Raw genomic sequence first — 13678 nt, 5'->3', positions numbered from 1 at the left:
AGACGCCAGCGGCGTTCAAGAATGCCTGTTTATCAACCACCCAACCGGAGGCCGTTCTCCAGGAATAAGTGGTCCGGAGAATTCAGGCAGGTCAGGTCGTTCCGCCCTCGGCCGCGTTACCGCCGGTAATGCCGGCGGCGGCGGCATCGGCTTCGACGATGGCGTCGACATCGAGGCCGGTTCCGGGAAACACTCCTTCGAGAACCGTGGCCGCAGCAGTGCTGGTGAGCGGCGTCACGGCGCCGGCGGAAGCATCGGCAGCGACGGCAAAAACCTGAGGATCAAGGGCGACCGTCTGCTGTTCGGCGACGGTGAGCAACTGGCCGTCAAACGGGGTGATTTCGGCAGAGCTGCCGGCGGCGGTGACGATGACGTCGCCTTCGAAGACCTGGTCGCCGAGAGCGAGACGACGCATCTTGCCATCGGCGCTACGGGCGAAGACTTCACCTTGGGCGGCGGAGACGACGCCGATTGCCTGGTTCGTTGCCATGATTTTTCCTTTAGGAAAACAGATCGGGATTGACTATGAGGCGCACTCTATCGATTCGGCGCCAGAAAACCATTGCCCTGAAGGGCATGCGGCTTGGCGACGGCGAAAGACAACGGGGGTGACTGGCAGCCAGCCGCAACGAAGCTACGGGCCGCGCCAGCGGGGCGACGCCCACAGGCTGGAGGAAGGTCGCTCAGCCTGCGCTGTTGAGGAGCAGCGCCAGCTGCAGGCGATCACGCACGCCGAGCTTCTCGAAAACGCTGGTGAGGTGCGCCTTGACCGTACGCTCGGCGATATCGAGGCGACGGGCGATGGTCTTGTTCGGTTCGCCGCGGGCAATGCACAGGGCCACCTCGCGTTCGCGTTCCGAGAGTGTCGTCAGCGCCGGATGGCTTTCGTGCTTGCCAGCCATCGGCGAACGAACGCTGATTCCGCCGAGCAGCCGGTTGAGCAGCGATTCGCCGACCCACAATCCCTGCTTGCGCACGACCTCGGCAATCGTCTGCAACAACTCGGGCGTGGCGTGCGCGTGGCAGTAGCCGGAGGCGCCTTGCGCCAGGGCCGTCAGGCCGGCGGCGTCGGACGGTTCGTCGTGCATGACGATGAAGCGTGCTCCCGCCGGGCGCTGGCCGCCGGGCAACTGCGCTGGCGTCAGGTTGTGCAGCCAGACGAGACTACCCTCGCCGACTCCGGCCGGCAGGCTGTCGACAATCTCGGCCCGGGGGAATGCCTGGCGCCAGCGGACGGGAGGAACGCGGCTGCTGGTAATGAAAATGATCCGTTCCATCGCGTCCGCCTCAGCGCTCGGTCAGCGAATACTGCTTGGCGCGCAGCACCGGCTTGAGCAGGTAGCTCAGGATCGACTTCTTGCCGGTGATGATGTCGACCTCGGCGGTCATGCCGGGGATGATCGGCAGGTCGGCGCCGAAATCGGGACGCGTCGTGCGCACGCGAACGATGTAGAAGGCGTTGCCTTTCTCGTCAAGCACCGAGTCAGCACTGATGTGTTCGAGCTTGCCTTCGAGGCCGCCGTAGATGGTGAAATCGTAGGCAGTGAGCTTGACGTTGGCGCGTTGCCCCGGACGCAGGAAGGCGATGTCCTTCGGCAGCACGCGCGCTTCGAGCAGTAAGGCCTCTTCGGCCGGCACCACCTCGATGATGTCCTTGCCCGGCTGCACGACGCCGCCGACGGTGTTGTACATGATGCGCTTGACCGTGCCGTTGACCGGCGACTTGATGTCGGCCTGCTTGACCTTGTCGGACAGCGCGACGCTGCCCTCGCCCAGGCTTTTCAGCTTGGCCTGCGTTTCCGAAAGCTCGTTGCGCGACTGGTTCTTGAACTCGAGTTCAACATCCTCGATCTTGTGTTTGGCCTCATTGATCGCTGCCTGCAGGCGGTTGATCTGCGAGGACGCCTGATTGCGTTCGCCGCCGTAACGCGAGACGTCGCGCTGCAGGCGCAACAGTTCGACGTCGGATACCGCGCCGGACTGGATCAGCGGCTTGGTCAGCGTCAGTTCCTTCGAGGTCAGCTCGTAGCCCTGCGCCGCCTGATCGTAGCGAGCACGCGATTCGGACAGTTCGTTGCTGCGCTGCGACAGCTGCTGGCGGGCCATGCCCAGCTGCGAGTCGAGTTCGGCCTTGCGGTTCACGTAGAGATTGCGTTCCTGTTCGACCAGCTTGGGGTCTTCGGCGAGCACCTCGGGCGGCGCGACGAAGTCGCTGCCCTCGGCCAGCGCGCGCAGGCGCGCCGACTTGGCGAGCAGCGCCAGATAGGTCGCCCGGCTTTCCTTGAAGCTCGACATGAAGCGCGTGCTGTCGATCTTCAGCAGCACCTGCCCTTCCTTCACTACATCGCCTTCCTTGGCGAGGATTTCGCTGACGATGCCGCCGTCGAGCGACTGCACCACCTGCAACTGGCGCGAGGGAATGACCTTGCCGTCGCCCTTGGTGATCTCGTCCACCTGCGCGATTGCCGCCCACAGGAAAGCGACGCCGAGCGCGATGCCCACCGTCTTGATTACCTTGCGCGCACGCAGCGGATCCTGAGCGACGACGGCGGCGTCGGCATCGACGACGAAATCGCGGGCAAGCACCTCGTCCTCCAGCCGATAGACGGCGTAGGGGTCGGCAGCATCCTTGCCGCGGGCGAAGGGATTGAGCTGGTCGAGCTTGAGGTTCTGCAGGAAGCCGCCCAGCCTGGCACCCGTCTTCTCAGCGCTCGCTTCCGTAGCTGCGTCTGTAACTCCGTCGGCAGCTCCGTTCTTTCCCGCCCGCGCCGCCTTCATCTTGTCCATGCCGGCCTGGATAGGGTTCTTCATGCTCCGGCCCTCCCCACCTTGCCGCTGGCGAGCGCTGCGACGACCTGCTGCTTCGGCCCATCGGCGACGATCACGCCACGGTCGATGACGATCAGCCGGTCGACCAGATCGAGCAGCGAGTTGCGATGCGTCACCAGCACCATGGTGCGGTCGCGGGCGTAGGCGGCGAGATTCTTCTTCAGCGTGTCTTCGGTCGAGTAGTCCATCGCGCTGCTCGGTTCGTCGAGCAGCAGCACACTCGGCTCATGTACCAGCGCGCGGGCGATGGCGACCGACTGGCGCTGCCCGCCGGACAAGGACTCGCCGCGTTCGCCGATGATCAGGTCGAAGCCCTTCGGATGGTTGCCGACCAGCTCCTGCAGACCGGCGAGTTCGGCCGCCTGCAGGATGCCGTGGTCTTCCACGTACGGCATGCCGATGGTGATGTTCTCGCGCAGCGTGCCGTAGAACAGCGTCACGTCCTGCGGCACGTAGCCGATTGCCTTCCTGAGTTCTGCCGGATCGAGCTGCTGGATATCGACGCCGTCGATCTTGATGCTGCCGGAGGTCGGCTGGTAGAGGCCGAGGATCAGCCGGTTGAGCGTCGACTTGCCCGAACCGACCTTGCCGATGATGCCGACATGCTCGCCCGGGGCGATGCGGAAACTGGCTTCGCGCAGCACCTCGACCGGGGTTTCGCCGGGATAGGAAAAGCTGACGCGGTCGAACTGGATGCCGCCGGCGATGCGCTCGCGGCGCACGAAGGAAGCGCACTCGGGGCGCTCGACCGGCTGGGCGACGACCTTGTCGAGCGAGGCCAGCGCCATCGCCGCGTTCTGGTATTGCGTGAGCAGGCCGGCGATCTGCGCGAACGGCGCCAGCGCGCGCGACGAGAGCATCACCGCGGCGATCAGCGCGCCCTGCGACAGCTGATGGTCGGCGATGAGATAGACGCCGATGATGACCATGAACACCGTCACCAGCTGCTGCACGGCGGCGCTGCCATTGACCACCGACGACGACAGGTAGCGCAGATCGGCGCCGACACGCGCGAGATAGGTGACCGACTGCTCCCACTTCCGCTGCATGACGCCTTCGGCGCACTGCGCCTTGATCGTCTCGATGCCGACCAGACTCTCGATCAGCGTCGAATTGCGCGTCGCCGTCGCGCGGTAAGTGGTTTCGGTCATTTCCTGCATTTTCGGCTGCAGCATCAGCGCGTAGAGCACCAACCCGCCCATGCCGAGCAGCAGCGGAATCGCCAGCAGCCAGCCAAGCCAGAAGATGAGCAGCAGGAAGATCAGCGCGAACGGCAGGTCGATGAAGGCGATCACCGTCGTCGAGGTGATGAAGTCGCGCACCGACTCGAAGGCGCGCAGGTTGGCAGCAAACGAGCCCGCCGACGCCGGCCGGTTGAGCATCTGCATGCCGAGAACGCGTTCCATGATCAGCGCCGACAGCTCGATGTCGACACGCTTGCCGGCAAGATCGAGCACATAGCCGCGCACCATGCGCAGGCCGAAGTCGGCACCGATTACCAGCAGCACACCAATCGCCAGTGTCCACAGGGTTTCCAGCGCGGCATTCGGCACTACCCGGTCGTACACGTTGAGCGTGAAGAACGGGATCACCGTCGCGAATACGTTGATCAGGAAGGCTGCCAGCAGCACGTCGCGGTAGAGCGGCAGGTTCTGGATCAGCGCGCCCCAGAACCAGTGCCGCTTGACGACGCTGCGGATCTCCGGCGCCCGCGTGTCGAAACGGAAACGCGGGCGGACGAAGATGCAGTGTCCGGCATAGCTTTCCGCCAGCGCTTCCGGCGCCACCTCGGCGACACCCTGCCCAGCCTCGGAGAAGAGCACGCGCAAGCGACTGCGCTCTTCGTTCCAGCCCATGCAGACACAGGCGTCGTTGTCCTTGAGCAGCAGGATCGCCGGCAGCAGTTCGTCGCGGATGGCGGCGAGCGGGCGCCGTGAGACACGTGTCGCCATGCCGGCACGCGCGGCGGCGCGGCGGAAGATCGACGGCGTCAGCTTGCCGTCCTGCAACGGCAGGCCGGCGAGGAAACCCTCAGGCGTCATGCCGCGCCCGTGAAAACGGGCAACTTCAATCAGGCACGAGAGCAGCGGATCATGCTGCCGCCGCGGCCCTGCACCCAGCGGCGAATCGTTGCCGCCAAGATCTTCTGCTGGTATCGGTGTGCTCATCGGTCTTCTTGGTTAGCGCCTGACGCTGCCGGACGACACATCAGACAAGCCGCTTGCCGGAGAGGACCGCCGGAGGCGGTGCTTCGCGATGCCGGCAGCGCTTGCCCTTCTGCGGATTATCCGCTCGTGGCGCAGGCAGGCAGCGTGCAATAGTGCCGGGAATTCGCCGCAATGCGGAAACGCTCCGCACTTGAAAAGAAAACCCCCGCCACCAAGGCGGGGGATACAAGGCAGGCTTGCGGACGTCTCCCGTGCCGTCAGCGCACGACGAATCAGGGCTTTGGCTGGGCCTTGGGCGGCACCGGCTCGGCAGCGGGCTGGGCCTGGGCCTGGCCACGCACCAGTTGATCCTTGGCCAGCGCGCGCTTGAAGACCGCCTCCTTGTCGACCAGCGGGATGTTAACGGGGTCATCCGGGCAGGTGGTGAGCGCCTCGTCATCCGGCGTCGTGTCCGGCGCTGGCGGATCCATGTCGAGATTCTTCAACTGCAGCGTGTTGAGCAGGTTGCCGCTCGCGGCCTGATAACGCGCGTGGGCGATGAGCAGATCCTGTTCGCCGTTCAGGTAGTTGCGGCGCGCCGTGTAGTACTCGTTTTCGGTATCAAGCACATCGAGCAGGGTGCGCTGACCGATGTCGAACTGCCGGCGGAAAGCCTCGCGTGCCTTGTCGGTGCTGAGCATGTGCTGGTCGAGGTATTTCAACTGCTCGCTCAGACGGAGCTTGTCGTTGAAGGCCATCGCCGCAGTCTGGCGGACATCGCGGCAAACCTTTTCGCGCAGGTCGCGCGCCGAGAACTTTTCTTCTTCAGCCTTGCGCTGGCGGGAATAATCCTGGAAGCCACGGAACAGGTTCCACGTCGCGGTGACGCCGACAGTAGTGGCATTAGTCGTTCCCGTTGTCAGCGCCGGCTGGTAGTTCTGCGTATAGCCGCCGGAATTGAGATCGCGGGTCTGTTCAGCATAGGCGTCGACGCGCGGGTAATAACCGGCTTTTTGCACAGCAACATTGCGCTGCGCCGAGAGGATGTTCTGGAACGCGGCCTTCAGCGCCGGTGAGGACTGCAGGCTGCGCTCGATGCCCTTGGCGCGATCCTGCGGAAAATCGCGGATCAGCGCCGTCGTGGTCGCCGGGGCGACGAGCTCTTCAGGCGGCAGGACGCCGACGATGCGCTGGAAGCGCGCGGTGACATCGTGCAGGTTGGCGGTTTCGGTCAGCAGATTGGATTCGGCCAGCGCCAGACGACCGGCAGCGGTCTCAAAGTCGACCTTGCGGCCAACGCCGGAATCGGCACGTTCCTTGATCTTGGAGTAGAGCAGGCGGTGGGTGGCGTAGTTTTCTTCAGCGAAGTCAACAAGTTGCCGGTAGCGCCAGACGTCAATGTAGGCCTTGCTCGCTTCCAGCGCGGCCGTCTCGGACAAGTCGAGCATTTCGTAGAAGCGCACCAGACTCGCGTGTTCGAGGCGCTTGCTGTCATTGAGCGTGGCGAAACCTTCGAACAGGTTCTGCCGCAGCTGCCACTTGCTGCCCTGGATGTTGTAGCTGCGCTCTCCGGGAGGAGTAAACAGCGGCGAATTGCGCGTCTCGCGGCCAACACCATAGACGACGTCAAGCGTCGGCAGGTAGCGCCCGAGCGTCACGTCGCGTTCGCGCAGGCTGGCACCGAACTGGTGCCATTTGTTGAGCACTTCCGGGTTGGTCTGGACGGCCTTCGCGGCGGCGTCCTCGAGGCGAAACTCGGCAGCGTGAACACTCGGAAAAGTTGCCGCCAGCAAAACGGCGATGGCGGTGGTATGGAACAGTCTGGGCATTAGCCGCTCCGTTCTATGCGGTTGAACTATCGACAAGGGAAGCCGGATTGATCCGTTCGCTCGCGCGACTCTCAAGGATATTGCAGGCTTCGACATAATTTGGTGGCGCTTTTGATTGTAGATGCGCTATATGCTGCGGTCTAGGCTAAATCCCTTCATTCGTGACCGATTCCCGGTATGTTGCATAAATTTGCCCGACAGACACTTCGCTCGCTGGCTTTGGCCGGCGGCCTGACGCTCGTCTGTCTGGTCACGGCGGAGGAAGGTTTCGTACTCGAGCGCGTGCTGCAAGCGGTACAGCAACGCCATGGCAGCAAGGGCGTGGCGGTGGTGCGTGACTGGAACCACGTGCTGGAAGTGTTCCGGTCAGGGTCGGAGCAGCAGAAACTGCGCGATATCAACGAGTACTTCAACCGCAAGCTGCGTTTCGAGGACGATCAGAAGCTGTGGAACCAGCCCGACTACTGGGCAACGCCGATCGAAGCCCTGCTGCGCGGTGCCGGCGACTGCGAGGATTTCGCGATCGCCAAGTACTTTTCGCTGAAGTTCGTCGGTGTGCCGGTGAGCAAACTGCGCATCACCTACGTCAGGGCGCGCATCGGCGGGCCGGACAGCAGTCTGCTGCAGGCGCACATGGTGCTGACCTATTATGCGACGCCCGATGCCGAGCCGCTGGTGCTCGACAACCTGGTCAGCGAAATCCGTCCGGCATCGCGACGACCCGATCTGTTGCCGATCTTCAGTTTCAACTCCGAAGGGGTATTCGTTCCCGGCAGCAGCCTGCCGCAGCAGGGCAACGGCAGCCGGCTGTCGCGCTGGAACGATCTGGTTCTGAAAATGCAGGCCGAAGGCATTGATTGAGAAGAGGTTCCCATGTCACTGATACGCCAATTATGGTTGGTGGTACTGATTTCGACGCTGCTGGCGTTTGCCGGCAGTCTGTTCATCGGCGTCTGGTCGGCACGCGAGTATCTGGCCCAGCAGCTCGAGCGAAAGAACGCCGACAACGCCAGTTCGCTGGCGCTGGCGATGACGCAACAGGAAAAGGACCCGGTCAACATCGAGCTGCAGGTCGCCGCGCTGTTCGATACCGGCTACTACCAGGAAATCTCGGTCACCGATCCGCTCGGCAAGCCGATCGTGCAGCGGCTACAGGACAGAAGCGAAACCGATGTTCCCGGCTGGTTCGTCAATCTGCTGCCGATTCCCTCCCGGCCCGGCCTGGCGCAAGTCAGCGACGGCTGGAAGCAGTACGCGACGGTGAAGGTGGTCAGCCACACGCACTTCGCCTACGCCGCACTGTGGGGGCAGCTTGAGCAGCTGCTGCTGTGGTTTGCGCTCGGCGGTGGCGCCGTCGGCATGATCGGCATGCTCGGCCTGCGCAGCATCGCGCGCTCGCTCGGTGATGTGGTCGGCCAGGCCGAAGCGATCGGCAACCGGCGCTTCGTCAGTATCGCCGAACCGCGCACGCCGGAGCTGCGTGCGCTGACCAGGGCGATGAATGCGATGGTCGAGCGCGTCCGCCTGATGTTCGCCGAAGCCACCGGCCGGCTAGAGGATCTGCAGCGTCGCCTCAACTACGACCCGCTCACCGGCCTGCAGAATCGTGAGCATTTCATGGTCAATCTGCGCGAGCAGCTGTCGGGCAACGAATCGGCGCAGCAGGGGGCATTGGCACTGCTGCGCCTGACCGATCTCGACGAGATCAACGCGCGCCTCGGGCGCAGCGCCACCGACGCACTGCTGCGCGATGTCGGAAACCTGCTTCGCGAGCTGGCCGGCAAGAGCGAGGGCGGTCTGGCCGGACGGGTCAAGGCCGGCGAGTTCGCCCTGCTCTTGCCGGGCGCCGCCAGCGCCGCCGACGTCGCCCGCCAGTTGGCCGACAGCGTCGACAAGGAGCTGGCCGTCCGCTGGGTGGCCCTGCCCGAGCTCTACCATCTGGGCGCCTTGCAGTACGAACGCGGCGACCGGATCAGCGGCGTGCTCTCCGAGCTTGATGCGGTACTGGCCGTCGCCGCCGAAAGCGGCAGCAACAGCTGGCACGCGGTCGACAGTGGCAGCCTCAACAAGATCATTCCCGGCGAGCAGTGGAAAACGCTGCTGACGCAGGCGGTCGATGGCGGCAAGCTGAGTCTGGTCTTCTATCCGGTCGTGCGCGATGGCGGCGCTTCGGTGCACCAGGAAGGGATGATCCGCCTGCAGGCAGACGTCGGCGTGCCGCCGATGAAAGCCGCCGATTTCATGCCGATCGCCGCCCATCTGAACCTGACCGCGCCGATCGACATGGCCGTCGTGCGGCTGGCGATCGGGCATCTCGAGCACATCAGCGAAGACATCGCCGTCAATCTGTCGTCGAGCACGCTCGGCAACTGGAGCTTCCATCACGATCTCTGCCGGCAGCTGCAGGCCTCGCCCGAGCTGTGCCGCCGCCTGTGGTTCGAAGTCCCCGAGTATGGTGCTTTCAAGCATTTCGACGCCTTCCGCGAACTCTGCCACTCGCTCAAGGAGCTGGGCTGCCGCATCGGCATCGAATCCTTCGGCCAGCGACTGGCGGAAAGCGACAAGCTGACCGAACTCGGTCTCGACTACGTCAAGCTGCATCCGGGGCTGGTCCAGGGTCTCGCCGACAGTCCCGGCAACCGCGAATTTCTGCAGCGCTTCTGCGGCGTCGCGCACAACCTCGGCATCATCGTCATTGCCACCGGCGTGCGCAGTGCCGACGATCTGGCACAGCTCAAAGCGCTGGGCGTCGACGGTGCAACCGGGCCCGGTGTCGCCAGAACCAGCGACTGATCGGCGCAAGCCGAAGACCGCTGGCGGACCGGCTGGGGAACCCGGCAGCCGTCCGGGCTGTCTTTCTGGGCTAAAATCCTGCCTTTGCCGTACCCCCCGGATCGGTCATGACCGCTCGCCTGCGCGAAATCCCGTACAACTACACGTCTTTCTCCGACCGCGAGATCGTCATCCGCCTGCTTGGCGCCGACAACTGGGCCATTCTTGACGAATTGCGCGCCGAGCGTGTTACCGGCCGCTCGGCGCGCATGCTCTACGAGGTGCTCGGCGACATCTGGGTTGTGCAGCGCAACCCCTATCTCGAAGACGACCTGCTCGCCAGCCCGTCGCGGCGCGCAGCGCTGATCGGCGCGTTGCGCCACCGTCTGGCCGAAATCGACAAGCGCCGCCAGGGCAACGAGCGCGTCGCCCGGCTGATCGTGGCGGCCAACGAGGCAGTCGACCGCTTCGCGCGCCATTTCGACGACACCGTCCGCCTGCGCGCACGCGCGCTGAAGCTGCTGGCCCGGCACACGCACCGCGACAACGTCGCTTTCGACGGACTGGCGCGCGTTTCGCATGTCACCGACGCCACCGACTGGCGCGTCGAATACCCCTTCGTCGTGCTCACGCCCGACACCGAAGAAGAGGTCGCGCCGCTCGTCCGCGGCTGCATCGAACTCGGCCTGACCATCATCCCGCGCGGCGGCGGTACCGGCTACACCGGCGGCGCCGTTCCGCTCACTGCCATGTCGGCGGTGATCAACACTGAAAAGCTGATCGACATCGGCGCCATCGAGGAAGTCGCGCTGCCAGGCGTCGACCAGCCGGTGACAACGATCCGCACCGGTGCCGGCGTCGTCACCCGGCGCGTCGCTGACGCCGCCGACGCGGCCGGACTGGTCTTCGCCGTCGACCCGACCTCGGCCGACGCCTCCTGCGTCGGCGGCAACGTCGCCATGAACGCCGGTGGCAAGAAGGCCGTGCTCTGGGGCACCGCGCTCGACAACCTGGCGTGGTGGAAGATGGTCACGCCCGACGGCGAGTGGCTCGAGGTCGACCGCCTTAACCACAACCTTGGCAAGATCCACGAGCAGGAAACCGTCTCCTTCCGCCTGCGCCGTTACGACGCGAGCGGGCGCTCACTGCTCGGCGAGGAACAGCTCGATATTCCCGGTGCGCGCTTCCGCAAGGAGGGCCTCGGCAAGGACGTCACCGACAAGTTCCTCGCCGGCGTTCCCGGCGTGCAGAAGGAAGGCTGCGACGGACTGATCGTCGCCGCACGCTGGGTGCTGCACAAGATGCCGCCGCACACGCGCACCGTCTGCCTCGAGTTCTTCGGCCAGGTGCGCGAAGCGGTACCGGCGATCGTCGAGATCACCGATTACTTCAAACCGGGCGGCGAAGGCCATGCTGCCGGCGTGCTGCTCGCCGGCCTCGAGCACCTCGACGAGCGCTACGTCAAGGCCGTCGGCTACGCGACCAAGGCCAAGCGCCACGGCCGGCCGAAGATGGTGCTGGTTGGCGACATCGTCGGCCACGACGAGGACGCGGTCGCCGCCGCCGCCTCGGCGGTGGTGCGCTTGTGCAACCTGCGCAGCGCCGAGGGTTTCATCGCCGTCGCACCCGAGACGCGCAAGAAATTCTGGCTCGACCGCGCGCGCACCGCTGCCATCTCGCGCCACACCAACGCCTTCAAGGTCAATGAGGACGTGGTGATTCCGCTGCCGCGCATGGGCGACTACTGCGACGGCATCGAGCGCATCAACATTGAACTGTCGATCAGCAACAAGCTCGCGCTGTGCGACGCGCTGCTCGCGCTACTGCAGGGCGATCTGCCGCTCAACCGCGGCGATACCGAACTCGACCCGGAAGTGCTGATCGGCGAACGCCGGCAGAATGCGCTCGACTTCGTCACCCGCGTGCGCACGCGCTGGCAGTGGCTGCTTGATCACCTTGACCTGCCGCTCGCCGAAGCCGAGCAGTCTTTCGCCGACTATGGCATCAAGTTTGGCGAACTGAACAATCGCGCCAGCAGCCCGCGCCTCTTCCACCGTTTCCAGGACTACTCGCTGCGCGTCTCGTGGAAGAGCGAACTGAAGCCGGTGCTGGAGACGATCTTCGACGGCAACATCTATCGGCCGGTACTCGAAAAGATCGAGGCGCTGCAGAAGCAGACGCTGCGCGGCCGCGTCTTCGTCGCGCTGCACATGCACGCCGGCGACGGCAACGTGCATACCAACATCCCGGTCAATTCCGACGACTACGAGATGCTGCAGACCGCCAACCAGGCGGTGGTGCGCATCATGGCGCTGGCGCGTTCGCTTGGCGGCGTCATTTCCGGCGAACACGGCATCGGCATCACCAAGCTCGAATTCCTCAGCGACGTGGAAATGCAGCCTTTCCGCGCCTACAAGGCGAAGGTCGACCCGGAAGGCCATTTCAACAAGGGCAAACTGCTGCCCGGCGGCGATCTGGCCAACGCCTACACGCCGTCGTTCTCGCTGCTCGGCGCCGAAAGCCTGATCATGGAGCTGTCGGAAGTCGGCAAGATTTCCGCGTCGATCAAGGACTGCCTGCGCTGCGGCAAGTGCAAGCCGGTGTGCTCGACGCACGTGCCGCGCGCCAACCTGCTCTACAGTCCGCGCAACAAGATTCTCGCCACCTCGCTGCTGATCGAGGCCTTCCTCTACGAGGAGCAGACGCGGCGCGGCGTCTCGCTCAAGCATTTCGACGAGTTCAACGACGTCGCCGACCACTGCACGGTCTGCCACAAGTGTCTGACGCCGTGCCCGGTCGACATCGATTTCGGCAACGTCTCGGTGGCGATGCGCAACTTCCTGCGCGAGCAGGGCAAGAAGAAGTTCCGCCCCGGCTCGGCCGCGGCGATGGCTTTCCTGACGATGAAGGACCCGGCGACGATCAAGCTGGTGCGCAAGGTCATGATCGACTGGGGCTACCGGGCGCAGCGTTTCGCGCATGGCCTCGGCAAGTCGCTCGGGCTGATCCAGCAGCAGGTCAAGCATCCGCCATCGACACTCGGCGCGCCGTCGATCAAGCAGCAGGTGATCCACTTCATCAACAAGCCGATGCCCGGCGGTCTGCCCAAGCGCACGGCGCGCGCGCTGCTCGACATCGAGGACAGCACGGTGATGCCGATCATCCGCGATCCGCGCCGCGCCGCCGAAGACAGCGAAGCCGTCTTCTACTTCCCCGGCTGCGGTTCGGAACGGCTGTTCTCGCAGGTGGGTCTCGCCACACAGGCGATGCTTTATCACGTCGGCGCGACGACCGTGCTGCCGCCCGGTTACCTGTGCTGCGGCTATCCGCAGAACGCCTCGGGCGACGCTGACGCGGCGAAAAAGATCATCACCGACAACCGCGTGCTCTTCCACCGCGTCGCCAACACGCTCAACTATCTCGACATCAAGACGGTGATCGTGTCCTGCGGCACCTGCATGGATCAGCTGCTGAAGTACGAATTCGAGAAGATCTTCCCCGGCTGCCGCCTGCTCGACATTCACGAATATCTGCTCGAGAAGGGCGTTCGCCTCGAAGGCATCGCCGGCACGCGCTACATGTACCACGAGCCCTGCCACACGCCGATGAAGACCATCGCCGGCGTCAAGGCGGCAAATCTGCTGCTCGGCCAGCGCGTCGACCTCTCCGACCGTTGCTGCGGCGAGTCGGGAACACTGGCGGTGACACGCCCCGACATCTCGACGCAGGTGCGCTTCCGCAAGCAGGGCGAAGTCGAGAGCGGTGCCGAAAAGCTGCGCACGGACCGCGACAGCGCGGGCAATGCGACGCGCTTCACCGGCGAGGTCAAGCTGCTTACCTCCTGCCCGTCGTGCCTGCAGGGCTTGTCGCGCTACGTTGACGATGCCGACGTGCAGGCTGATTACATCGTCGTCGAAATGGCACGGCGACTGCTCGGCGAGAACTGGATGGCCGAATACGTCGACAACGCCAACGGTGGCGGCATCGAGCGCGTGCTGCTTTAGTGAAGAAACACGCCGGCGATGCCATGCCCCGGGCGCTTCTCTCGCGGCAGGCGTAAGCATTGCGCGCAGCAAGACGCGCAGTGATTTATGATTTGCC

8 protein-coding genes are annotated in these 13678 nt (G+C 64.6%); 3 read left to right on the top strand and 5 right to left on the bottom strand.

Annotated features, from left to right (window positions below; all coding sequences use genetic code 11):
* Positions 1-91: 91 nt before the first annotated feature.
* From GGD90_RS16590 to GGD90_RS16570, 5 genes are all read right to left on the bottom strand, one after another.
* Complete coding sequence (locus GGD90_RS16590; protein WP_153117852.1) at positions 92-490, bottom strand: retention module-containing protein; 399 nt, start codon at positions 488-490, stop codon at positions 92-94.
* 193 nt (positions 491-683) lie between these two features.
* Positions 684-1277 (bottom strand): response regulator transcription factor, encoded by a 594-nt coding sequence (locus GGD90_RS16585; protein ID WP_153117850.1) that lies wholly within the window; start codon positions 1275-1277, stop codon positions 684-686.
* 10 nt (positions 1278-1287) lie between these two features.
* On the bottom strand, positions 1288-2811 hold the full coding sequence (locus tag GGD90_RS16580; RefSeq protein WP_228273797.1) for an HlyD family type I secretion periplasmic adaptor subunit: 1524 nt from the start codon (positions 2809-2811) through the stop codon (positions 1288-1290).
* A complete protein-coding gene (locus GGD90_RS16575) occupies positions 2808-4997 on the bottom strand; it encodes a type I secretion system permease/ATPase (RefSeq protein WP_153117848.1) in 2190 nt (729 codons plus the stop codon). The genes GGD90_RS16580 and GGD90_RS16575 overlap by 4 nt, the downstream gene beginning before the upstream one ends.
* A gap of 272 nt (positions 4998-5269) precedes the next feature.
* Complete coding sequence (locus tag GGD90_RS16570) at positions 5270-6805, bottom strand: TolC family outer membrane protein (RefSeq protein WP_184415267.1); 1536 nt, start codon at positions 6803-6805, stop codon at positions 5270-5272.
* 177 nt (positions 6806-6982) lie between these two features.
* Between GGD90_RS16570 and GGD90_RS16565 the strand changes: the two genes are divergently transcribed.
* The 3 genes from GGD90_RS16565 to GGD90_RS16555 all read left to right on the top strand — a co-directional run bounded on the left by GGD90_RS16565 (position 6983) and on the right by GGD90_RS16555 (position 13581).
* Complete coding sequence (locus tag GGD90_RS16565) at positions 6983-7666, top strand: transglutaminase-like cysteine peptidase (RefSeq protein ID WP_153117844.1); 684 nt, start codon at positions 6983-6985, stop codon at positions 7664-7666.
* A gap of 12 nt (positions 7667-7678) precedes the next feature.
* Positions 7679-9598, top strand: coding sequence for a bifunctional diguanylate cyclase/phosphodiesterase (locus GGD90_RS16560; protein ID WP_153117842.1), 1920 nt, complete (start codon positions 7679-7681; stop codon positions 9596-9598).
* 107 nt (positions 9599-9705) lie between these two features.
* Positions 9706-13581: a DUF3683 domain-containing protein gene (locus GGD90_RS16555; protein ID WP_153117840.1), complete on the top strand. Its 3876-nt coding sequence runs from the start codon at positions 9706-9708 to the stop codon at positions 13579-13581.
* Positions 13582-13678: the final 97 nt, after the last annotated feature.

Source organism: Rhodocyclus tenuis, from assembly GCF_014197755.1.
Classification (GTDB): domain Bacteria; phylum Pseudomonadota; class Gammaproteobacteria; order Burkholderiales; family Rhodocyclaceae; genus Rhodocyclus; species Rhodocyclus tenuis.
The sequence above is the reverse complement of the archived record's forward strand: the minus strand, read 5'-3'. Positions and strand labels throughout refer to the sequence as shown.